Below are 23,049 nucleotides of genomic sequence, written 5' to 3' on the forward strand. Positions count from 1 at the left end.
GAAGCTGGAAGCTGGAAGCTGGAAGCTGGAAGCTGGAAGCTGGAAGCTGGAAGCTGGAAGCTGGAAGGCAGCATGATCCCGCTAATTCTGGGGTCAAGGTTTTTCTTCCAGCTTCAGGCTTACGGCTTCAAGCTCCCGACGAAGTCGGGATGGGCTTACGGCTTCAAGCTCCCGACGAAGTCGGGATCGGCTGGCGGCGCGACCAGGCGATCAGCGCGAGGCCGGCGGCGATCATCGGCAGGGTCAGCAGCATGCCCATGGTCACCCAACCCAGGGCGATGAAGCCGAGATGGGGATCGGGCAGGCGCACGAACTCCACCAGGAAGCGGAACACCCCGTAGAGCAGCAGGAAGAGGCCGGAGACCAGCCCGCGGCGACGCGGCACCGCCGAGACCCACCACAGCACCGCAAAGAGCACCACCCCCTCGAGCAGCGCCTCGTAGAGCGATGAGGGGTGGCGCGGCGCGGGCCCCATGCCGGGGAAAGGCATGCCCCAGGGCAGCTCGGTAAGCCGCCCGGGCAGCTCATGGTTGATGAAGTTACCGATGCGCCCGGCGCCCAGGCCGATGGGCACCAGGGGGGCCACGAAATCGGTCAGGGTAAAGAAGGCCAGGCGCTTCTTGCGGGCGAACCAGAGCGCGGCGAGCAGCACGCCGATCAGGCCGCCGTGAAAGCTCATCCCGCCGTCCCAGACGCGGAAGATCCACAGCGGGTCCGCCAACCACTGCGACAGGCCATAGAAGAGCGCATAGCCCAGGCGCCCACCCACCACCACGCCGATGGCGGCATAGAACAATAGATCGCCGACGTCGTCCCGGGTCAGGCCGATGCGCTGGGCCCGGCGACGCCCCAGGAACCAGGCGGCCACGAAGCCCACCACGTACATCAGGCCGTACCAGTGGACCTGGAAGGGCCCGAGGGAGATGGCCACGGGATCGATATCAGGATAAGGCAGCATAAAATCCTCGGAGAACTGGAAGCTGGAAGCTGGAAGCCGGAAGCCGTAAGCCGTAAGCCGTAAGCCGTAAGCCGTAAGCCGTAAGCCGTAAGCCGTAAGCCGTAAGCCGTAAGCCGCGACACTACCACGAAGCACTAGAGGCAACGGTTTTCTCTTATAGCTTATAGCTTATAGCTTATGATTTATCGCTATAACAAGAACTTGAGGCCCACCACCGCCAGCAGGGCGGCGAAGGAGAGACGCAATACCCGGGCCGACAGCCGATGGGCCAGGATCACGCCGAGGCGCGCGCAGGGCACGCTGGCCAGCACGATGCCAAGGAACGCGGGCAGCATCACGAACCCGACGGCCCCGGCGGGGAGCAGCGGATTGCCCCACCCGACCACCACGAAGGTGGCCGCACCGAACAGCGCGATGGGCAGGCCGCAGGCCGACGAGGTGCCCACGGCCTGGGTCATGGTGGCGCCGCATCGAGACAGCCAGGGCACGCTAAGGGTTCCCCCGCCGATGCCGAACAGCGCCGAGACGCCGCCGATCACCGCGCCGGCCACGCCCATCGAGGTCGGACCGGGCTGCACGCTACCGGGCCGAGGGCCCCGCCCCAGCGCCATCTTCAACGCGACCAGGATCACGAAGACGCCGAACAGGGTGCCCAGGCGTCCGCCGGAGAGATTGCCGGCGATGAAGACCCCGGCGATGGCGCCAAGCACCAGCCCCGGCAGCAGCGCCAGGAACCAGTCGCGGCGGATGCTGCCGCGGCGATGATGTCCCCAGGCCGACGAGGCGCCGGTCACCACGATGGTAGCGAGCGAGGTACCCACGGCCAGGTGCATGGCCACCTCGGGGGCCACGCCCTGGAGCTCGAAGGCCACGATCAGGGCCGGCACGATGATCAGTCCGCCACCCACGCCGTAGAGGCCGGCCAGGGTGCCGGCCGCGGCGCCCAGCGCCAGGTAGGCCAGGAGGGTCGCGATGAGGCTCATGAGGGGTCGGCTTCCGGAATGACCAACCACTGGCGCGCCATGTCGACCAGCGCCTGGGGGCGGTAGGGCTTGGCCAGGAAGTCGTCCATGCCGGCCTCGAGGAAACGGCGACGATCCTCGTCGCTCGCGTTGGCGGTCAGCGCCACCAGCACGCTGCGCCGGCGGGAGGCCATCTCGGCCTCTCGCCGGCGCCAGCGTCGGCTGGCTTCCACGCCGTCCATTCCGGGCATGAAGATATCCATCAGCACCAGGTCGAAGGCTTCCTCCTCGAGCCGCGCCAGGGCCTGCTCGCCGCTGGTGGCCGTGGCGACCTCGAGCCCCTGGCGCTCCAGCACCTGGCGGGCGAGGGTCAGATTCACCGGACCGTCATCGACGATCAGCACCCGTCCCTGTGCGGAGAGCGCGGGGGCCGAGGGAAGCGCCGTCGTGTCGGCGGGCTCGCCGAGGTTCTCGAGCAGCAACATGGCATCGGCGAGCCGCTCACGCAGCGCCAGCAGCGCACCACGGTCGTGCTCGCCGCTCGGGCGCAGGGTCTCGCTCTCCAGCACCTCGGTGAGCGAGGTCATCAGCGGCCCCAGCGACTGGCGCAGATGACTGAGATAGCCGGACTTGAGGCGTGACTCTTCCCGGGCACGGACGCGTCCGCCCTCCAGGCGCTCGACCTGGTTCTTGCAGGTCTCGAGGTCGTCGACCAGCCGACGCTCGGTCGCGTGGCTCTGGCCAAGCTCGCCCCGCCAGCCTTCCACCAGGTCCTCGCAGGCGCTCGCCAGGGCCCTGAGACGCTGCGAGAGCGGCAGGTCCTGGCGTTGCGGCCGGTGGTGGCGCGCCAGATAGGCCTCGACGCCGGCCAGGGCCTCATCCACCTCGCGCTGGACCTCGCGCAGGCGCTGACGCAGCAGCGTCAAGAATACCGCCACGTTGAGACTGCTGCCCAGCAGCAGTGCCACCGGCAGCCAGAAGGCGGTGTTCCAGGAGGGGTGGGCCGGCATCATCCCCCACAGCAGGAGGCCAACCAGCAGGCAGAGCACCACCAGCGCCACCTGGACCAGCAGCAACGGCCAGAGGATCGGCCACACCAGACGCGACCAGAAGCGGTCCATGCGGATATCGTCCTGCATTGTCATCCCTGTGCCCGCACGATGAGCAAAAGAGTGTACGCGGCCGGGCCCGACCTGTCATGACGGCGCCTTCCCCCCGGCCCGGCAGCCGGCTAAGCTGGCCCGATGTGCCTGATTGCCTTCGACCACCGTCCCGGCAGCGCCTGTCCGCTGCGCCTGATCGCCAACCGTGACGAGTTCCATGCGCGTCCGACGGCGCCGCTTGGCGCCTGGGAGGAAGCCCCCGCGATCGTCGGGGGCCGCGACCTGGAGGCCGGTGGCAGCTGGCTGGCCGTACACCGCCGCGGCCGCTTCGCCGCCGTGACCAACGTCCGCGATCCTCGCCTGACGCTGCCGCTGGGTGCGCCGAGCCGCGGCGGGCTGGTGCGTGAGGCCCTGGAGCGCGACGACCTGACGGCCTGGCTCGACCGCCTGGCAGGCGGGGCGGCCCACGACTATGCCGGCTTCAATCTGCTGGTGGGCGACGGCGAAACGCTGTGGCACCTGCACCGCGGATTCGACGCCCTTAGCCTCAGGCGCGTTCCACCCGGCCTGCACGGCCTCTCCAACGCCAGCCTCGACACGCCCTGGCCCAAGCTGATCGCCGCCCGCCAGGGGCTCGGCCGCGGCCTGCACCACGGCCGCTTTCCCGAGGATGCCCTGCCCGTGCTCGGCGATGCCCGACCCGCCGATGACGAGGCCCTGCCGGAGACCGGCGTGGGACTCGAGCGCGAGCGTCAGCTGTCGTCGTGTTTCATCGTCGGCCGCGACTACGGTACGCGGGCCACCACCTGGCTGAGCTGGCACGCCGACGGCGTCATCGAGATCGGTGAACGGCGCTTCGGGCCGGAGGGAGTCCGGCTGGGCGAGACCCAGCTTCGCTTGGAGCCGTAAGCTGGAAGGCGGCATGATCCCGCTAACTCTGGGATCAAGGCTTTTCTTCCGGCTTATAGCTTAAGGCTTACAGCTCCGAGCGCAGCTCGGCTCTTCCAGCTTCCAGAAGCGAAGCGACGCTCTTCTAGCTTCAAGCTCGAGCCCGGCGAAGCCGGGTCAATCGCTGGGCGGCAGCAGGTGCGCCAGCTGCCACTCGCCCAGGCGGGCCTCTAGGTGCTGGCGAACGTCGTGGGGCGAGTCGAGCCGCAGGGTCTCCTCGACCAGCTCCCGGGCGCTCGCGAGACTCACTCGGCGAATCGCCGCCCTCACTCGAGGCAGGCTGGGCGCATTCATCGACAGGGCATTGAAGCCCATGCCCATCAGCAGCAGCGCGCCGGCGGGATCGCCGGCCATCTCGCCACATACCGAGGTCGGCATGGCCAGGCGTCGCGTCTCCTCGCCTAGTCGCGCCATGGCCGCCAACACGGCGGGGTGGCAGGCATCGTAGAGATCGGCGACCCGCGGGTTGTTGCGATCCACGGCCAGCAGGTACTGGGTCAGGTCGTTGCTGCCCACCGAGAAGAAATCCACACGCTTGGCCAGGGCATCGAGCTGGTAGAGGGTCGCCGGCACCTCCAGCATCACGCCCACCTTGGGCCGGTTCACCGCCACGCCCTCCTCGCCGAGTTCGACGATGGCGCGATCGAGCAGGCGCAGCGCGTCGTCGACCTCGTCGACGTTGGTGACCATGGGCAGCAGCACCTGCAGGTTGTCGAGCCCCTGGGAGGCGCGCAGCATGGCGCGCAGCTGCACCATCAGCACCTCGGGATGATCGAGGGTGACCCGGATGCCGCGCCAGCCGAGGAAGGGATTGGCCTCCTCGATGGGAAAGTAGGGAAGGTCCTTGTCGCCGCCGATGTCGAGGGTGCGCATCACCACCGGCAGCGGTGCGAAGCTCTCGAGCTGGTCGCGATAGAGGCGCGTCTGCTCCTGCTCGCCGGGGAAGCGCTCGGTGATCATGAAGGGCACTTCGGTGCGATAGAGCCCGACGCCGCCGATCCGCGACTTGAGCGATGCCACGGTGTCCACCGCCAGGCCGGTATTGACCATCAGCGGCATATCGTGGCCATCCGGGGTGCGGCTGGGCAGGTCCTGCTCGTGCTCCAGCACCGCCATCAGCGCCTGCTCCTCCTCGATCAGGCTCTGATAGTGGCTCTCGAGCTCCGGCGAGGGACGCACGAAGAGCCGCCCGCGATGGCCATCCAGCACCACCCGGTTACCGCCGAGGCGCGCCAGCGGCAGGTCGACCATGCCCAGCACCGTGGGAATGCCCATGGCCCGAGCGACGATGGCCACGTGGGAGGTGCTGGAGCCGCGCACCGAGACCAGCCCGGCGAGCTTGTCGCGGGGCACCTCGCCGAGCATCGCCACGCTGATCTCGTCGCCCACCAGGATGGTGCTGTCGGGATAGACCGACGGGGTCTGGGGCGTCTCCTCCTGCAGGTGGGCCAGCACGCGTCGGCCCAGGTCGCGGACGTCGGCGGCGCGCTCGCGCAGGTAGTTGTCGTCGACCCGCTCCAGGTACTGGACGTGGCGACGCACCACGTCGGCCAGCGCGCCGGGTGCCCACTGCCCCTCGCGGATGCGCTTCTCGACCTCCTGGGAGAGGGCCGCCTCGCCGAGCATCTGCTGGTAGACGTCGAACAGCGCCAGCTCCTGGGCGGAGATACGGCTCGCCAGGCGCTCGCCGGCGGCGCGGATCTCATCGCGGACCCGGCCGATGGCCTCCTTGAGGCGGGTGATCTCGTACTCGACATCGGTGGGGATCAGGTCCGGCACGCTGTTGAGATCGGCCGGCGCGGCGATGACCACCGCCTCGCCGATGGCCATGCCGGGCGAGGCCGCCACGCCGGTGAAGCGGGCCTGGCCGCCCGGGATGCTCGGCCGACTGAGCCCGCCAGTCGCCAGGGCATGGGCCAGCACGCCGGCCAGCTGGGCGGCCATGGTGACCAGGAAGGCCTCGTCCTCCTCGTCGAAGCGACGCTTCTCGGACTGCTGCACCACCAGTACGCCAAGCATGCGACGCTGGTGAATGATCGGCACGCCGAGAAAGCTCGAGTAGCGCTCCTCGCCGGTGGCCTCGAAGTAGCGGAACTGCGGATGGGCCTGGGCATTTTCCAGGTTGAGCGGCTCCTCGCGCTTGGCCACCAGGCCCACCAGGCCCTCCCCCACCTGCAGGCTCACGCGACCCACCGCCTGAGTGCGCAGGCCGATGGTCTCCATCAGTACCAGGCGATCGATGGCGGGGTCGAAGAGGTAGAAGGAGCACACGTCGGTACGCATCGCCTTGCGGATGCGGCGCACCATGGTCGCCAGCGCTGCGTCCAGGTTGCGAGCCCCGTTGACTTCCTGAATGATGCGTCGCAATACCTCGAGCATTGGCGTCTTTTTTTCCATTGTGGTTGTCTCTCGCCTCGCTGAGGAAATGGCCATCAGGCCATCGGATCATCCATGACCGAGGGCCAGCCGCTGTGCCCGGGGGGACAGCTCGCGCAGGGCGCGGCGATAGACCTCACGCTTGAAGGGTACCACCTGTCCCAGGGGGTACCAGTAGCTGACCCAGCGCCAGCCATCGAACTCCGGCTTGCCGGACAGGTCCATGCAGATCCGGCTCTCCTGACAGCGAATCCGAAGCAAAAACCACTTCTGTTTCTGGCCGATGCACACCGGCCTGGAGTGGGTACGCACCATGCGTCGCGGCAGGCGATAACGCAGCCAGCCCCGGGTGCAGGCAAGGATCTCGACGTCCTCGGCGGTGAGGCCGATCTCCTCGTGGAGCTCACGAAAAAGTGCCTGTTGCGGAGTCTCGTTAGCCTTGATGCCTCCCTGGGGAAACTGCCACGCGTTTTGCCCTACCCGACGCGCCCAAAGCAGCTGCCCCATCTCGTTGGCGATGATGATGCCAACATTGGGGCGAAAGCCGTCAGCGTCGATCACGGACTTCACCTTGTAGTTTCAGTATTGGGACCATTCTTCCACAAGGCCACAAAGCGCATCAATACAAGGCGTCAGCAAGAGGCCAATGTGCGGCGCTCCCGCGCGGCTCAGGCGCTCGAAGCGCGTCATCGCTTCTGCCATAATCGATGGCCTTGCCGTGACCGCCGCGCGCGCGTCCATTCATACCCACACCACCCGAGGGGAACGCAGTGAGCCTGGCCATCTTCGACCTGGACAACACGCTGCTGTCGATCGACAGCGACCATGCCTGGGGCGAGTTCCTGCTGGAACAGGGGGCCGTCGACCCGGTCGCCTACCGCGAGGCCAACGACCGCTTCATGGCCGACTACGAGGCGGGCACCCTGGACATGCAGGCCTTCCTCGAGGTGGCCCTGCAGCCGCTGGCGGTGCATACGCCGGAGCAGCTCGCCGCCTGGCACCAGCAGTTCATGGCCAGCAAGATCGAGCCGCATATCCTCCCCCGGGGCGAGGAGCTGGTGGCACGCCACCGCTCGCGCGGCGACACCCTGATGATCATCACCGCCACCAACCGCTTCATCACCGGCCCCATCGCCGAACGCCTGGGCATCGACGAGCTGATCGCCGTGGAGCCCGAGATGGTCGACGGCCGCTATACCGGTCGCGCCCTCGGCATTCCCAGCTACCGCGAGGGCAAGGTAAAGCGGCTCGAAGCCTGGCTCGCCGACCGCGACCTGACCCTAGACGACAGCTGGTTCTACAGCGACTCCCACAACGACCTGGCGCTGCTCGAAGTGGTCGACCACCCGGTGGCGGTAGACCCCGACCCGAGCCTTCGCGAGGTAGCCGAGGCCCGCGGCTGGAAGATCATCAGCCTGCGCGACTGACCCGGCCTTCGGCCGGATCAGAGCTGTAAGCCATAAGCCGTAAGCCTTAAGAGCCTCGCTGCGCTCCTTGAAGCGAAAAACTGAAAACCCCGCTCAGGTTCATCCTGGCGGGGTTTTCTTACAGCTTACAGCTTAAAGCTTACGGCTGGGGTTCAGCCGAGCAGATGCTCGACGGCGGCGCGCTCTTCGCGCAGCTCGGTCTCGGTCGCCTGCATGCGGCCGCGGCTGAACTCATCGATCGAAAGGCCCTGGACGATCTCGTACTGACCGTTCTTGCAGACCACCGGGTAGGAGTACATGATGCCCGGCTCAACGCCATAGCTGCCGTCGGCGGGAATGCCCATGCTGACCACCTCGTCGGTGCCCAGCGCCCAGTCACGCATGTGATCGATGGCGGCGGAAGCGGCAGACGCCGCAGAGGAGGCCCCGCGCGCCTTGATGATGGCGGCGCCGCGCTGCTGCACGGTGGGGATGAAGTCGTTCTCGTACCACTCGCGATCGACCAGTTCCAGGGCCGGGGTGCCGTCGACCTTGCAGTGGGCCAGGTCCGGGTACTGGGTCGCGCTGTGGTTGCCCCACACCACCATGGACGCGACGTCGGTGACATGCTTGCCGGCCTTCTGGGCCAGCTGGGTCTTGGCGCGGTTGTGGTCCAGGCGCATCATCGCGGTGAACTGGCCCGCGTCCAGGTCCGGCGCGTTGCAGGAGGCGATCAGGGCGTTGGTGTTGGCCGGGTTGCCGACCACCAGCACCCGCACATCGCGGCTGGCGTGATCGTTCAGCGCCTTGCCCTGCACGGAGAAGATCGCGGCGTTGGCCTCGAGCAGGTCCTTGCGCTCCATGCCCGGACCGCGCGGACGCGCGCCGACCAGCAGGGCGAAATCGGCATCCTTGAAGGCAACGTTGGCATCATCGGTGGCGACGATGTCCTGCACCAGCGGGAAGGCGCAGTCGTTGAGCTCCATCACCACGCCGTTGAGGGCGTCCATGGCCGGGGTGATCTCCAGCAGCTGCAGGATGACCGGCTGGTCCTTGCCGAGCATGTCGCCGGAGGCGATGCGAAAGGCGAGGGAGTAGCTGATCTGGCCGGCAGCACCGGTGATGGCAATACGGACGGGGTCTTTCATGGTGGCTCCTTGGGTTGTCAACGCGCGGGTTGTCGCCGTGAGGATAAGCCCGGTGGACCGGCTGCCCACCCTGGCCGGAATACGAACCGCCAAGATGTTATGCCTGCACTGCACAAAACTCAATTCGACCTGCGGCTAGGCCTGCCGGCCGGACCTTCCCGCCGCGACACGTCAAGACCCCATGGGACGGGGTGTCCCATGGGGTCTTGTAGATGCCGCCGCGCACCGGCAACGCCGTCGAGGCGCTCAGGCCCGGGAGTCGGCCTCGGCGCGGGTGGCATCCGGTGAGTGGGCCGCATGCAGCCGGGCGATCAGCCGATCCTCCAGCGCGAAGCGCTCGCCGAGCCCCTTGTGGAGGCGGTCGATCCAGGCCGGCAGCCGGGCGAGATGTTGCTCGCAGCGCGTCGAGGAGGCGTAGTCCTCGTCGAAGGCGAGCACCAGCTCGGTGGACATCTCGAGCCGTTCCATCAGCCGATCGGCCAGCGCCAGGGCGGGCTCGTCGTCGAAGGCCCGGGCCTCCTTGCGCAGCTGCGGATAGATCTCGAAGTGGCCGGCACTGATGTAGTCCATCAGCAGCTCGCTGAAGGCATCGACATGGGCCTTGGACACGGCCTCCAGCTCGGCATCGCAGGACGCCTTGAGGTCAACGAAGTGGACCAGCAGCTCACGGCGCGCCTCGAGCCAACGATCGATCAGCTGATGGACACCACCCCAGCGTTCCTGGGCATTCGTGCAATCTTCCAGCATGGACACCTCCCTTGCTCGACGGCCGGCAGCGACGGCATGCTCGACCCGCGAAGTGACAGACTCGCGCCTGCCGATGCCGGTGTCAATCCTGCCGCGCCGTCGGGGCGCTTCTTGTGCGTAAACGTTAGCGACTATGGCGCCGAAGGAACGACGACCGGAGCGCGATCCCGCCTAGCCGGACCAGTGATAGCCGCGGCGGGGCCGATTGGCCGCGAGCAGCAGGCCCAGCGGGGCCAGCGCGAGGATCAGAAAGCCGACCAGGGTCCAGCCGGGCAGCGAGAGGCCGAGCACCCGGATGCCGACCTCGGCGCACTCCCCGGAGCCGGAGAGCACCTGGGACAGCACCTGCTGCCAGGGCAGGATCTCCATCATGTAGTCGAGGCCCGGACCGCAGGTCGGCACCTGGTCTGCCGGCAGCGACTGCAGCCAGAGGTGACGCCCCGCCACGGCGATGCCGCCGCCCACGGCGCCAAGCGACAGCAGGCCGTAGAGCACCGCCCCCAGCCGCCCAACGGGGTTATGGAGCGCGGCCACCAGGAACACCGCGGCGGCGGCCAGCACCGCCACCCGCTGCAGGATGCACAGCGGGCAGGGCTCCAGTCCGACGACATGCTCGAGCACCAGGGCCACACCCATCATCAGCACGCAGAAGGCGAGCCCGGCGAGGCTCCAGGCGCGCACGTCCAGACGCCGGAGGTCATCGATCATGAGGGCTCCCCCGTCTGCAGCGGGGTGACGCTGCGGACCTCCCTGGCGCGTTCGAAGTAGCGGGCCAGAAAGCTGTCGAAGTCCTCCTCGTCCGCGGCCTCGATGTCCGCCTGCTGGTCGCGGGAGCTCGCCACCAGATCATCGAACAGGGCCTCCCGGGCGGGGTCCATGGGCGTATCGCGAAAGTCCCGGGCCTGCTCCCGGGCGAGGCCGAGCATGGCCTCGAGGAAGGACTCGCCGGTCGACTCGAGCCGGTCGAGCAGCCGCCCGGAGGGCGTCAGGGCCGGATCCTTCAAGAGCGGCGTCAGCGCGGCCAGGGCCTCGCGGTGGGGCTCGTCCTCCTCCAGCCGGTCGAGCAGCTCGGCCACCGGGGCCATCTCGGCCAGTATCTCGCCGCCCCAGTCGGCGATGGAGCGGTGCCGGCCATCCTGCAGCAGGCGCAGCGCCGGATCCCGGCCACGCTCGACCACCAGGCGACGGTTGTCGTCCAGCCGGTCGCACTCGTCGTCGGGAATCCACGGGCTATCGCTGAGCAGGCACCACATCAGGAAGGTGTCGAGGAAGCGGATCTGGATCTCGTCGACGCCCAGCGGCAGGAAGGGATTGAGGTCCAGGCAGCGCACCTCGATGTACTCGACGCCGCGGGCCTCCAGCGCCTGACTGGGGGTCTCGTCGTGGCGCGTCACCCGCTTGGGGCGAATGTCGCTGTAGTACTCGTTCTCGATCTGCAGGATGTTGGCATTGAGCTGGCGCCACTCGTCCCCCTCGTTCACGCCCCGCCGGCGGTAGTCCGCCCAGGGGGTGGCGATGGCGTGGCGCAGGGTGTTGACGTAGTTGGAGAGCGAGTTGAAGCAGATCTTGAGCTGCTCCTGGACCTTGTTCTGGTAGCCCAGACCCGACATGCGCAGGCTGGTGGCGTGGCGCGACACCAGAGTCGCGTCGCCATGGGGTTCGAGCTTCTCGGGCACCCGGCCGTCGGGGAGGAAGCTGCGGTCGAGCGCCGGCGAGGCGCCGAACAGGTAGAGCAGCAGCCAGCTGTGGCGACGGAAGTTGCGAATCAGGCCGAAGTAGCGCGCCGAACGGTAGTCATCGAGGGGCGTATCGGCGTCGCCGTCGAGCTCGCGCAGGCGCTCCCAGAGGTCGTCGGGCAGCGAGACGTTGTAGTGCACGCCGGCGATGGCCTGCATGATCCGCCCGTAGCGAACGTCCAGCCCCTGACGATAGACCCGTTTCATGATGCCCACATTGGAGGTGCCATAGTCGGCGATGGGTACGCTGTCGTTGCCGTCCAGGCGCGCCGGCATGCTGGCCGGCCAGATCAGCTCATCGCCCAGATAGCGATAGCTGAAGCGGTGCAGGTCGCCGAGGAAATCGAGGGCGTCAGCGGGCCGGCAGGTGACCGGCGTGATGTACTCCAGCAGCGCCTCGGAATAGTCGGTCGTGATATGCGGATGGGTCAGCTTGGACCCCAGGGCGGCCGGGTGCGGCGTGGCGGCGATGCGCCCCTCGCCGTCGACGCGCAGCCCCTCCTTCTCGATGCCGCGACGCAGGCGGCCGACGCGCCCCTGGTCGGCCAGCCCCTTGAGTCGATCGACGCGGGCGTTAAGCGATTCGGACAAGTTGGTCACCATATGGAAAAAGCGGGCGCCCGGGCGCCCGACAAGCATCAGATTAGGGCGCGGCCCGCTGGCGGTTCAAGGACAGCGACGCATCACGATCAGCGCCCCTTCTTGGCCTTCAAGAGGGCCGCGCCCAGGGCGCCCATCTGGTCGCCCTGCTCTGGCGCCTTGCTGCGGGCGGCCTTGCCGCGACCGCGCGCCTCATCGTCGGCGCGACGCGCCTTGCCGGCGGGGCGCTCGTCGCCCGACGCCTCCGGCTGATCGCTGAGCCGCATGGTCAGGCCGATGCGCGAGCGCGGAAGGTCGACGCTCATCACCTTGACCCGCACGATATCGCCGGCCTTGACCACGCTGCGCGGGTCCTCGACGAAGCTCTCGGAGAGCGCCGAGATATGCACCAGGCCATCCTGATGCACGCCGATATCGACGAAGGCGCCGAAGTGGGTGACGTTGGTCACGCTGCCCTCGAGGATCATGCCCGGCTCGAGGTCCTTGAGCGTCTCGACGCCCTCGCGGAACTCGGCCGCCTTGAACTCGGGGCGCGGGTCGCGGCCCGGCTTGTCGAGCTCGGCGAGGATATCGCTGACGGTGGGCACGCCGAAGCGCTGGTCGGCGAACTCGGCCGGCTTGAGCGACTTGAGGGTCGCGCTGTCGCCGATTAGCCCGGCCAGGTCGCGGCCGCTGCGCTTGGCGATGCGCTCCACCAGCGGATAGGCCTCGGGGTGCACGGCGCTGGCGTCCAGCGGGTTGTCGCCGTTCATGATGCGCAGGAAGCCCGCGCACTGCTCGAAGGTCTTGGGCCCCAGGCGGCTGACGTCGAGCAGCGCCCGGCGGCTGGTGAAGGCGCCCTCGGCGTTGCGCCGGGCGACGATGTTGTCGGCCAGCGCCGCGTTGAGGCCGGCGACCCGGGAGAGCAACGCGCTCGACGCGGTATTGAGATCCACCCCCACGGCGTTGACGCAGTCCTCGATCACCGCCTCGAGGCTCCTGGAGAGCTGTAGCTGAGAGACATCGTGCTGGTACTGCCCCACGCCGATGGACTTGGGTTCGATCTTGACGAGTTCCGCTAGCGGGTCCTGCAGGCGCCGGGCGATGGAGACCGCGCCGCGGATACTGACGTCGAGGTCCGGGAACTCCCGGGAGGCGTATTCCGAGGCGGAGTAGACCGAGGCGCCGGCCTCGCTGACCATCACCTTGGCGAGCCGGTGCGTCTCGGCCATGGCCTTGACCAAGTCGCCTGCCAGGCGGTCGGTCTCGCGGCTGGCCGTGCCGTTACCCACGGCGATCAGCGCCACGTCGTGCTTCTTCACCAGCCGCGCCAGCTCGGCCAGCGAGGCCGCCCAGGCGTTGCGGGGCGCGTGGGGGTAGATGGTGGCATGCTCGAGGAACTGGCCGGTGGCATCGACCACCGCCACCTTGCAACCGGTGCGCAGGCCCGGATCGATGGCGAGCGTCGCCTTCTGTCCCGCCGGGGCGGCCAGCAGCAGGTCCTTGAGGTTGGCGGCGAAGACCTCGATGGCCTCGAGCTCGGCGCGCTCGCGCAGCCGGCCCATCAGTTCGGTCTCGAGGTGGGTGTAAAGCTTGACCCGCCAGGTCCAGCGCACCACCTCGGCGAGCCAGCGGTCGGCGGGACGTCCCTGGTCGCTGATCGAGAAGTGCTTGGCGATGGCCACCTGGGCCGGGTGGACCGGCGCCTCGTCCTCGCCGGGCAGGCGCAGGGTCAGCGCCAGCACGCCCTCGTTGCGACCCCGGAACATCGCCAGCGCGCGGTGCGACGGCACCTTGGCGAGCCTCTCGTCGTGCTCGAAGTAGTCGGAGAACTTGGCGCCCTCCTGCTCCTTGCCGGCGATCAGCCGGGCACAGAGCTCGCCCTCGCTCCACAGCCGCTCGCGCAGGCGCCCCACCAGCTCGGGGTCCTCGGCGAAGCGCTCCATGAGAATCTGCTTGGCGCCATCCAGGGCCGCCTTGGCGTCCTCGACGGCCGGGATGTCGCCTTCCGCGGCGCGAAGATACTTGGCCGCCTCGGTCGCGGGGGTGAGACTCGGGTCGGCCAGCAGCGCCTCGGCCAGCGGCTCGAGTCCCGCCTCGCGGGCGATCTGCGCCTTGGTGCGTCGCTTCTTCTTGTAGGGAAGATAGAGGTCTTCGAGGCGCTGCTTGGTGTCGGCGGCGCGGATGCTGGCGGCCAGGGCGTCGGTGAGCTTGCCCTGCTCGTCGATGGCGGCGAGCACCGCCCCGCGGCGCTCCTCGAGTTCGCGCAGGTAGGCGAGTCGCTCGTGGAGCTGGCGCAGCTGGATGTCATCCAGTCCGCCGGTGACTTCTTTGCGGTAGCGGGCGATGAAGGGCACGGTGGCCCCGCCATCCAGCAGCTCCACCGTGGCCGAGACCTGCGGCGGACGAACGGCGAGTTCCTCGGCGAGGCGGGCGATGATCTTGTCGTGTGCGTCCATGAAATCCTTGGCAGTCAGCGTCCAGAGAATCGCGACAAGGTATCACACGCCTGGCTTCGCCGGGAGCCTGGCCGGGCTTCACCCGAGCTGGAAGCTGGAAGCTGGAAGCTGGAAGCTGGAAGCTGGAAGTCAGCTTGTGACCTCGAGACCCGCATCAAGGGTTTTCTTCAAGCTTCCAGGAGCGAAGCGACGCTCTTCCAGCGGCGAAGCCGCGCTCTTCCAGCTCCCGGCGAAGCCGGGCTATGCCGGGCTGAAGCTCAAGGCCAGGCCGTTGTTGCACCAGCGCAGCCCGGTGGGTTCGGGGCCGTCCTCGAAGATGTGCCCTTGGTGGCCGCCGCAGCGGGCGCAGTGGTATTCGGTGCGCGGGAAGACCAGGAAATAGTCGACGCTGGTCAGCAGATGGCCCTCGACGTGCTCGAAGAAGCTCGGCCAGCCGGTGCCGGAATCGTACTTCATGTCGCTTTCGAAGAGCAGCAGCTCGCAGCCCGCACAGCGGTACTCGCCCGGGCGGGTCTCCTTGTCCAGCGGGCTCGAGAACGCCGGCTCGGTGCCCTCCTCACGCAGGATCTCGAACTGCTCGTCGCTGAGGCGTTCCCGCCACTCGGCCTCGGAGAGCTCCAGCACCTCGATGTCGTCGGCGCGCTCGAGATCGGGCTTGGGACGAGCGATGGCCAGGCCCGGGGCCAGGGTCGACAGTCCGCCGACTCCTAGAAGACCCAGGAAGTTGCGTCGTTTCATGGTCACTCTCCCATCAACGGGGTGTGTTCTGTGTCGTGCTCTCCCCGATTTCCTTACACCAAAAAAGAGGGGGAAGCCTCGGCTTCCCCCTCTCGGACAGGTCTCGGGCGTTCGGGTTCTCCCCGCCCCGCCTCAGGTCAGGCTAGGGCCGGCCTTGACGATGGCCTCGTTGACGCCGTCGAACTTCTTGAAGTTATCGACGAACTTGGCGACCAGCTCGCGCAGGTGGCGATCGTAGGCGGCCTTGTCTTCCCAGGTCTCGCGCGGGTCGAGCAGGCTGGAGTCGACGCCCGGCACGGCGGTCGGCACGGACAGGTTCAGGCCCTCGACCATGCGCGTCTCGACATCGCGCAGCACACCGGACTGGATAGCGCTGATGATGGCGCGGGTGGTCGGGATGGAGAAGCGCGCACCGCCTTCGCCGTAGGCGCCGCCGGTCCAGCCGGTGTTGACGAGGTAGACCTTGGCGTCCTGCTCGGCCACGCGGCGGATCAGCAGGTCGGCGTACTCGCGGGCCGGACGCGGGAAGAACGGCGCGCCGAAGCAGGTGGAGAAGGTCGCCTCGAGGCCGGCCGTGGAGCCCACCTCGGTGGAGCCGACCTTGGCGGTGTAGCCGGAGAGGAAATGGTAGGCCGCGGCTTCCTTGGAGAGCACGGAAACCGGCGGCAACACGCCGCTCATGTCGCAGGTCAGGAAGACGATGGCATTGGGCTCGTCGGCCCGGTTCTCGTCCACGCGCTTCTCGACGTGCTCCAGCGGGTAGGCGGCACGGGAGTTCTGGGTCAGGCTGTCGTCGGCGTAGTCCGGCTGGCGACGGTCGTCGAGGACCACGTTCTCCAGCACGGTGCCGAACTTGATGGCGTTCCAGATGATCGGCTCGTTCTTCTCGGAGAGGTCGATGCACTTGGCGTAGCAGCCACCCTCGAAGTTGAAGACCGTGCCCGGGCCCCAGCCGTGCTCGTCATCGCCGATCAAGAAGCGCGCCGGATCGGCGGACAGGGTGGTCTTGCCGGTGCCGGAGAGACCGAAGAACAGCGTGGTGTTGCCATCCTCGCCCACGTTGGCGGAGCAGTGCATCGGCAGCACGTCGGCGGCTGGCAGCAGGAAGTTCAGTACCGAGAACATCGCCTTCTTCATCTCGCCGGCGTAGCGCATACCGGCGATCAGCACCTTCTGCTGGGCGAAGTTGAGGATCACGCAGCCCTCGGAGTTGGTGCCGTCGCGGGCCGGATCGCACTCGAAGAAGGGCGCGTTGAGGACGGTCCACTCGTCCTTGGCCGAGGGATTGAAGGCCTCGGGGCGCACGAACATGGTGCGGCCGAACAGGTTGTGCCAGGCGGTCTCGGTGGTGACGCGCACCGGCAGGTGGTGGACGGGATCGCTGCCCACGTGAAGCTCGGAGACATAGGACTCGCCGCTGGCCAGGTACTCCTCGACGCGGGTCCAGAGCGCATCGAAGCGGTCCGCCGGAAAGGGGCGGTTGACGCTGCCCCAGTCGATCTGGCCGTTGGTGCTCGGCTCATCGACGATGTAGCGGTCCTTGGGGGAGCGACCGGTGCGCACGCCGGTGTTCACCACCAGGGCGCCGTGGGCGGCCAGGCGACCTTCCCCGCTGGCCACCGCCCGCTCGATCAGCTCGGCGCTGCAGAGGTTGACGTGGGAAGTGGCGGCTTGCTGGGGGGCGGCTTGAGTCGTGGTCATGTCGTTTCCTGGGCCTTGCGGCCGCTTCTCTCTCGTGTGCCGGGCGTCGGTGACGCAACGTGGGTCGTACCAAGATCGCCGCGTGCGGGGTGTTCCCGTCTGTTGGTTGGCGATCGAACCAGAAAATCGGCGCCATTATGGCAAAAAGCCGGCCGCCAGGAAACGCCGTTCTTTGGCGGAGTTCTTGTAGTTTTACTACTACATCGACGCCGTTCACAGCCGCTCACTTAAAAACCCATGCTGCTTTGCAACAACGAAGGCACCGACGGTGCGCCCGCTCAGTGCAGCGTGGGCACCGGTCCCTGGGGATCGTCCAGCATCGCCTCGATCTCCACGGCACTGAACGGGTAGCGGGTGTGGCAGAAGTGGCACTGGGTCTCGATGCCGCCCTGCTCGGCCAGCACCTCGCGCAGCTCCTGCGCCCCCAGTCCCAGCAGGGCCCCGGCGATGCGCTCGCGAGAGCAGGTGCAGCCGAAGTAGAGCGCCTTGGGATCGAAGACCCGCACCTCCTCCTCGTGATAGAGCCGACGCAGCACCTCGAGCGGCTCGAGGCCCAGCAGCTCCTCGTCCTTGAGCGTCTCGGCCAGGTGCACGGTGCGCTCCCAGGCGTCGTCGTCCTGGTTGAGCGAGTCGTCGGGCAGGCGCTGCAGCAGCAATCCGCCGGCACGCTGGCCGTCGGCGGTCAGCCACAGCCGGGTGGGCAGCTGCTCGGACTGCGCGAAGTAGGCGGCGAGGCAGCCCGCCAGGCTGTCGTGCTCCAGGGCCACGATGCCCTGATAGCGCTGGCCATCGGTGGGGTCCAGGGTGATCACGATCTGCCCCTCGCCGACCAGCTCGCGGAAGCCGGCGGCGTCGCCGGGAATCGCGGCCTCCTCGTCCAGGCGGGCGATGGCGCGCAGCTCGCCGCCGGGATTGGATTCGGCCATCAGCAGGGAGAGCGTTCCCTGGCCGCGCACCTCGATGCTCAGGGTGCCGTCGAGCTTGACCGTGTCGGTGAGCAGCGCCACCGCACAGAGCAACTCACCCAGCAGGTGATTCACCGCACCGGGATAATCGTGGCGCTCGAGCACGTCGGCATAGGCGCGTTCGAGGGTGACGATCTCGCCGCGCACGTTGGTACGCTCGAAGAGAAAACGCTGGATCTGGTCGTTCATGTCGTCTGAAACCTGAAGGGTGAATAGCAAGGGCGGAGGTAGGAAAGGCCGGGATGGCCGGGGCATGGGGCGCCGCGGTCATGGCGACCGCGACCCCTGGCGCGGCGGCTCACTCCCCGGAGCGCTCCTGGAAGCGCTTGATCTCGCGGCGCTGCTTCTTGTCGGGTCGCTTGAGCGGGTGCTGCATGGCCTGGTTGGTCAGGCGGCGGGCCTCGGCCTCGCGCTCGCGCCGGGCGATGCTCTCGGCGGTCTCGCGGTAGAGCGCGCGTGCCTCGGGGGCGCCGCGACGCTGACCGGAGAGATCCACCACCTCGACCTCCAGGGTGTCCCAGCCTTGGGGGACGCGAATCAGCGCGCCGACCTCGACGCCCTTGCTGGTCTTGGCCCGGGCGCCGTTGACCTGCACCTTGCCGCCTTCGATGGCCTTCTTGGCGAGCGCCCGGGTCTTGAAGAAGCGCGCCGCCCACAGCCACTTGTCGAGCCTGACGCTATCCATGGCGTTCTCCGTGGCGATCTCCCGGGACCGGCGGGCGCTCTTCGGGCAGCAGGCGGGCGAAGCGATCCAGGGCGATGAACGCTTCGAGCTCCTTCTCGGGCCGGCGGCTGTCGGGCTGCTTGATGCCCAGCAGGTGGCGGATACCGAATTCGCGGGCGCTCTCGAGCACCGAGGCGTTGTCGTCGATGAACAGGGTCCGCTCGGGATCGAAGGGCTCGACCTCCTGGAGGGCGAACCAGAAGGCCTGTTCCTCCTTGGGCACGCCCAGGTCCGCCGAGGAGACGATGGCGTCGAGGTACTCCTCCAGCCCGGTCAGCGGCAGCTTGAGCGCCAGGCTCTCGCGGTCGGCGTTGGTGGCCAGCACGACCCGGGGATGCGCCGCCTTCAGCCACTGCAGGAAATCCAGGGCGTCGCCACGCAGGCCGATCAGGTGCTGCACCTCGCGCTTGAGGGCGACCACGTCGACCCCCAGCTCGCGGCTCCAGTAGGCCAGGCTGTACCAGTTGAGGGTGCCCTGTTCGCGGATGATCCGCGCGCGTATCTCCTCCTGGGTCGATTCGTCCAGGCGGTGCAGCTCGACGTAGCGCCGCGGCAGGTGCTCGAGCCAGAAGTGGCTGTCGAAGTGCAGGTCTAGCAGGGTGCCGTCCATGTCCAGCAGGACGGTATCGATGGCGCGCCAGTCGATCATCGCTACTCCGGGAGTGAGTCGGGGGCGGTTGAGACGTAGTATTGTATCGAATCGCCAGGCGTGACGCATATCGACCGCCCGGCCCTCGGGCCTTGGATGTCGCGCGTCATCGCCGCTGCCACACGCCCCCGCCATACGGAGTCTTGCCATGTCAGACCCGCACGATACCGCCCGGCCCTGGCCCACCCGGCCGCACATCCTCGACCGGCGCAGCGTGGCGCGCAGTCGCCTGTTTCACGTGGAGGAGCTGGACCTGCGCTTCGCCAACGGTGCCGAGCGCACCTTCGAGCGGCTGGTCGCCGGCGGTCAGGGCGTCGGTGCCGTGATGATCGTGGCCATGCCGGACCCGGAGCACGTGCTGCTGATCCGCGAGTACGCTGCCGGCTTCGAGGACTACGTGCTGACGCTGCCCAAGGGGCTCGTCGACCCCGGCGAGGATCTCGTCACCGCGGCCAACCGTGAGCTGATGGAGGAGTGCGGCTTCGGCGCCCATCGCATCGAGCCGCTGATCGAGCTGTCGCTGGCGCCCAACTACATGCGCCACCGCATGCAGGTGCTGCTGGCCACCGGCCTCTACCCGAAGCGCCTGCCCGGCGACGAGCCGGAGCCGCTGATCGTCGAGACCCACGCCATCGACGAGCTCTCGGGGCTGCTGGCGCGAGAGGACTTCCACGAGGCGCGCGCCATTGCGGCGCTCTACATCGCCAGGGACAAGCTGCGCAGCGAAGCCCCCGACGACACCGGACTCTGGTGAGTCCGGCCGGCCCTTGGGCAAGACTGCCCGGCCGAGAGAACCGGGCGGTGGTTCCGGGATACTCCGCTAGCGGCTGTGCAACCGGCGCAGCTTGCTGCCGCCCTCCTTGAGTTTTACCCAGCGGCCCTGACGGTAGCTGTCCAGGCCGGCCTCGAGCAGGGTCATCACCTCCAGCGCCTCCTCGGCGGTCACCGGCGGCGGGGTGCCGCGCAGCAGGGTGCGGGCGATGCCGTCGTAGTAGGCCCGGTAATCGCCGGGCACGCTCTCGACCTCCTGATGGCCGAGCTCCACCTCGTCGCCCTCCCCCTCGTTCACGGTCAGGCGTCCCGGGGAGGGGTCGATCCCCCAGGCCGGCTGGGGGCTCTCGCCCTCCTTGAGCCAGGCCTCCTGGGGATCGAGGCCGTACTTGACGAAGCTTCCCCGGGTGCCGTTCACCCGCAGCCGCGGCGTGGGCTCGGCCACCAGGGTACTGGCCCGGAGGGTCACGCGCAGGCGGTCATACTCCAGCACCGCCAGGAAATCGTCATCGATCTCGGCGCCGTCACGCAGCGAGGCCAGCTCCAGCAGGAGCGCCCGCGGCATGCCGAACAGTGCCCTGGCCTGGTCCAGCAGGTGTGGCCCCAGGTCGTACCAGATACCGCTCCCGGGACGGTACTGCTCCCGCCAGCGATCCGGCACCACGGGCCGGAACCGGTCGAAGCGCGACTCCACCTCGACCACCCGCCCCAGGCGCTGCTCGTCGAGGAGTGTCTTCAGGGTCAGGAAATCACTGTCCCAGCGGCGATTGTGGAAGACGCTGAGCAACCGGTCCGCCTCGTCGGCCTGGACCTTGAGCTGGCGGGCCTCGGCCAGGGAGACCGCGAAAGGCTTGTCGAGCACCACGTGCTTGCCCTTGGCCAGGGCCGCCTTGGCCAGCGGGAAGTGGGTCTCGTTCGGCGTGGCGATCACCACCAGGTCGATATCGCGATCGGCCATCAGCAATGATGCCTTGGCGTGGGCCGTCACCTCCGGATAGGCCGACTGCACCCTCTCCGTGTCGCTGGAGACGATGGCGGAGAGTTCGAGTCCCGGGGCGGCCTGGATCAGCGGCGCGTGAAAGGTTCGGCCGGCCATGCCGAAGCCGATCAGGCCGACGTTGAGGGTCTGGGTCTTCATCTAGGCGGCTTCCCTGCTGAAGCGAGTCGAATCATCCGCCCCGGTGCCCCGGGGCGGCCGTCGTGCATCAATCGAGCTTGGCCAGATCGCGCACCGCGCCCTTGTCGGCGGAGGTGGCGAGCAGCGCATAGGCCTTGAGGGCGGCCGAGACCTTGCGATCGCGCTGGAGGCTCGGCTTCCAGGCGTCGCGGCCGCGGGCCTCCTGGGCCTCGCGACGCCACCCGAGCGCCTCGTCGGAGAGCAGCACGTCGATGGTGCGATTGGGGATGTCGATGCGGATGCGATCGCCGCTCTCGACCAGGCCGATGGCGCCGCCCGCGGCCGCCTCCGGCGAGACGTGACCGATGGAGAGCCCCGAGGTGCCGCCGGAGAAGCGCCCGTCGGTGAGCAGCGCGCACGCCTTGCCGAGCCCCTTGGACTTGAGATAGCTGGTCGGGTAGAGCATCTCCTGCATGCCCGGCCCGCCCTTGGGGCCCTCGTAGCGGATCACCACCACGTCGCCCTCGCTGACCTTGTCGGCGAGGATGTCCGCCACCGCCTGGTCCTGGGACTCCACCACGTGGGCGCGACCCTCGAAGACCAGGATGGCGTCGTCGACGCCGGCGGTCTTCACCACGCAGCCGTCGATGGCGATGTTGCCCTTGAGCACCGCCAGGCCACCCTGCAGGGAGAAGGCATGTTCCAGATCGCGGATGCAGCCGGTGGCGCGATCGCCATCGAGGCTCGGCCAACGCGCGCTCTGGGAGAAGGCGGTCTGGGTCGGAATGCCGCCGGGGCCGGCGCGGAAGAACTCCACCACCTCGGGACTCGGCGAGCGCATGATGTCCCACTCCTCAAGCGCCGCCGCCAGGCTGTCACCATAGACGGTGGGCACCCGGGTATCGAGCACGCCGGCGCGGTCCAGCTCACCGAGGATCGCCATGATGCCCCCGGCCCGATGGACGTCCTCGATATGGTATTTCTGGGTGTTGGGCGCCACCTTGCACAGCTGGGGCACCTCGCGGGACAGGCGATCGATGTCGGTCATGTCGAAATCGATCTCCGCCTCCTGGGCCGCGGCCAGCAGGTGCAGGATGGTGTTGGTGGAGCCGCCCATGGCGATATCGAGGGTCATGGCGTTCTTGAACGCCGCCTTGGCGCCGATGGCCCGCGGCAGCAGGTGCGCCTCGTCGCCCTCGTAGTAGCGCTTGGCCAGCTCGACGATGCGCTGCCCGGCGGTCTCGAACAGCCGGCGACGGTCGCCGTGGGTGGCCAGCAGGGTGCCGTTGCCGGGCAGCGCCAGGCCCAGCGCCTCGGTGAGGCAGTTCATGGAGTTGGCGGTGAACATGCCCGAACAGCTGCCGCAGGTCGGGCAGGCGCTGCGCTCGACCTCGTTGAGGGTCGCCTCATCCACGCTGTCGTCGGCGGCCATGACCATGGCATCGACCAGGTCGAGGCCGTGGTCCAGCAGCTTGGTCTTGCCCGCCTCCATGGGCCCGCCGGAGACGAAGATCACCGGCACGTTGAGGCGCATCGCGGCCATCAGCATCCCCGGGGTGATCTTGTCGCAGTTGGAGATGCACACCAGGGCGTCGGCGCAGTGGGCATTGACCATGTACTCGACGCTGTCGGCGATCAGATCGCGGCTCGGCAGCGAGTAGAGCATGCCATCGTGGCCCATGGCGATACCGTCGTCCACGGCGATGGTGTTGAACTCCTTGGCCACCCCGCCGGCCTTCTCGATCTCGCGGGCCACCAGCTGCCCCATGTCCTTCAGGTGCACGTGACCCGGCACGAACTGGGTGAAGGAGTTGGCCACGGCGATGATCGGCTTGTGGAAGTCCTCGTCCTTCATGCCGGTGGCGCGCCACAGGGCGCGAGCGCCGGCCATGTTGCGACCGGCGGTGGTGGTGCGGGAACGATACTCGGGCATGCTGTCCTCTTCTCTTCTTCTCAGCGGCC

At 68.2% G+C, this 23,049-nt stretch carries 20 protein-coding genes; 3 read left to right on the forward strand and 17 right to left on the reverse strand.

Features of this window, described 5'->3' with window-relative positions:
• Positions 1–163 precede the first annotated feature (163 nt).
• The 3 genes from lgt to FEI13_RS13075 form a co-directional block, all read right to left on the reverse strand.
• Positions 164–958, reverse strand: coding sequence for a prolipoprotein diacylglyceryl transferase (gene lgt, locus FEI13_RS13065; protein WP_138181965.1), 795 nt, complete (start codon positions 956–958; stop codon positions 164–166).
• A gap of 188 nt (positions 959–1,146) precedes the next feature.
• Entirely contained in the window at positions 1,147–1,941 is a 795-nt protein-coding gene (locus FEI13_RS13070) for a sulfite exporter TauE/SafE family protein (RefSeq protein ID WP_138181966.1), read from the reverse strand.
• Complete coding sequence (locus FEI13_RS13075) at positions 1,938–3,059, reverse strand: response regulator (protein ID WP_158294546.1); 1,122 nt, start codon at positions 3,057–3,059, stop codon at positions 1,938–1,940. The genes FEI13_RS13070 and FEI13_RS13075 overlap by 4 nt, the downstream gene beginning before the upstream one ends.
• Positions 3,060–3,164: 105 nt before the next feature.
• On the opposite strand from FEI13_RS13075, the gene FEI13_RS13080 reads away from it, so the two are divergent.
• A complete protein-coding gene (locus FEI13_RS13080; RefSeq protein ID WP_138181968.1) occupies positions 3,165–3,932 on the forward strand; it encodes an NRDE family protein in 768 nt (255 codons plus the stop codon).
• Between the two features lie 156 nt (positions 3,933–4,088).
• On the opposite strand, the gene ptsP is transcribed toward FEI13_RS13080, so the two are convergent.
• The gene (ptsP, locus tag FEI13_RS13085) at positions 4,089–6,350 is read right to left on the reverse strand and encodes a phosphoenolpyruvate--protein phosphotransferase (protein WP_138182040.1); all 2,262 of its coding nucleotides are present in this window, start codon (positions 6,348–6,350) and stop codon (positions 4,089–4,091) included.
• Positions 6,351–6,416: 66 nt separating this feature from the next.
• Complete coding sequence (locus FEI13_RS13090; RefSeq protein ID WP_108445830.1) at positions 6,417–6,908, reverse strand: RNA pyrophosphohydrolase; 492 nt, start codon at positions 6,906–6,908, stop codon at positions 6,417–6,419.
• Between the two features lie 209 nt (positions 6,909–7,117).
• Here FEI13_RS13090 and FEI13_RS13095 point away from each other — a divergent pair, with 209 nt between their 5' ends.
• Positions 7,118–7,774, forward strand: a complete 657-nt coding sequence (locus tag FEI13_RS13095; protein WP_138181969.1) for a histidinol-phosphatase — start codon at positions 7,118–7,120, stop codon at positions 7,772–7,774.
• Between the two features lie 152 nt (positions 7,775–7,926).
• Here the strand turns inward: FEI13_RS13095 and FEI13_RS13100 are convergent, their stop codons facing one another.
• The 10 genes from FEI13_RS13100 to yrfG all read right to left on the reverse strand — a co-directional run bounded on the left by FEI13_RS13100 (position 7,927) and on the right by yrfG (position 19,199).
• Complete coding sequence (locus FEI13_RS13100) at positions 7,927–8,901, reverse strand: malate dehydrogenase (RefSeq protein ID WP_138181970.1); 975 nt, start codon at positions 8,899–8,901, stop codon at positions 7,927–7,929.
• Between the two features lie 246 nt (positions 8,902–9,147).
• Positions 9,148–9,648 (reverse strand): sigma D regulator, encoded by a 501-nt coding sequence (rsd, locus tag FEI13_RS13105; RefSeq protein ID WP_138181971.1) that lies wholly within the window; start codon positions 9,646–9,648, stop codon positions 9,148–9,150.
• Positions 9,649–9,819: 171 nt separating this feature from the next.
• A complete protein-coding gene (locus FEI13_RS13110; protein WP_138181972.1) occupies positions 9,820–10,356 on the reverse strand; it encodes a disulfide bond formation protein B in 537 nt (178 codons plus the stop codon).
• A complete protein-coding gene (gshA, locus tag FEI13_RS13115) occupies positions 10,353–11,987 on the reverse strand; it encodes a glutamate--cysteine ligase (protein ID WP_138181973.1) in 1,635 nt (544 codons plus the stop codon). The genes FEI13_RS13110 and gshA overlap by 4 nt, the downstream gene beginning before the upstream one ends.
• Positions 11,988–12,073: 86 nt before the next feature.
• Positions 12,074–14,422 (reverse strand): Tex family protein, encoded by a 2,349-nt coding sequence (locus tag FEI13_RS13120; RefSeq protein WP_138181974.1) that lies wholly within the window; start codon positions 14,420–14,422, stop codon positions 12,074–12,076.
• 240 nt (positions 14,423–14,662) lie between these two features.
• A complete protein-coding gene (gene msrB / locus FEI13_RS13125) occupies positions 14,663–15,160 on the reverse strand; it encodes a peptide-methionine (R)-S-oxide reductase MsrB (RefSeq protein ID WP_138181975.1) in 498 nt (165 codons plus the stop codon).
• 132 nt (positions 15,161–15,292) lie between these two features.
• Positions 15,293–16,861, reverse strand: coding sequence for a phosphoenolpyruvate carboxykinase (locus tag FEI13_RS13130; RefSeq protein WP_138181976.1), 1,569 nt, complete (start codon positions 16,859–16,861; stop codon positions 15,293–15,295).
• A gap of 278 nt (positions 16,862–17,139) precedes the next feature.
• Positions 17,140–18,015: an Hsp33 family molecular chaperone HslO gene (hslO, locus tag FEI13_RS13135; protein ID WP_138181977.1), complete on the reverse strand. Its 876-nt coding sequence runs from the start codon at positions 18,013–18,015 to the stop codon at positions 17,140–17,142.
• A 109-nt stretch (positions 18,016–18,124) separates the two neighbouring features.
• On the reverse strand, positions 18,125–18,511 hold the full coding sequence (locus tag FEI13_RS13140) for an RNA-binding S4 domain-containing protein (protein WP_138181978.1): 387 nt from the start codon (positions 18,509–18,511) through the stop codon (positions 18,125–18,127).
• The gene (gene yrfG, locus FEI13_RS13145) at positions 18,504–19,199 is read right to left on the reverse strand and encodes a GMP/IMP nucleotidase (RefSeq protein WP_138181979.1); all 696 of its coding nucleotides are present in this window, start codon (positions 19,197–19,199) and stop codon (positions 18,504–18,506) included. The genes FEI13_RS13140 and yrfG overlap by 8 nt, the downstream gene beginning before the upstream one ends.
• Before the next feature lie 148 nt (positions 19,200–19,347).
• Here yrfG and nudE point away from each other — a divergent pair, with 148 nt between their 5' ends.
• Complete coding sequence (gene nudE, locus FEI13_RS13150) at positions 19,348–19,953, forward strand: ADP compounds hydrolase NudE (protein ID WP_138181980.1); 606 nt, start codon at positions 19,348–19,350, stop codon at positions 19,951–19,953.
• 66 nt (positions 19,954–20,019) lie between these two features.
• On the opposite strand, the gene FEI13_RS13155 is transcribed toward nudE, so the two are convergent.
• Entirely contained in the window at positions 20,020–21,108 is a 1,089-nt protein-coding gene (locus FEI13_RS13155) for an oxidoreductase (protein WP_138181981.1), read from the reverse strand.
• 67 nt (positions 21,109–21,175) lie between these two features.
• Positions 21,176–23,020 carry a dihydroxy-acid dehydratase gene (ilvD, locus tag FEI13_RS13160; protein WP_138181982.1) on the reverse strand — a complete coding sequence of 615 codons (1,845 nt, stop codon included), beginning with the start codon at positions 23,018–23,020 and terminating at the stop codon, positions 21,176–21,178.
• Positions 23,021–23,049 lie beyond the last annotated feature (29 nt).

The organism is Halomonas urmiana (assembly GCF_005780185.1).
In the GTDB taxonomy this organism is placed as follows: Bacteria; Pseudomonadota; Gammaproteobacteria; order Pseudomonadales; family Halomonadaceae; genus Halomonas; species Halomonas urmiana.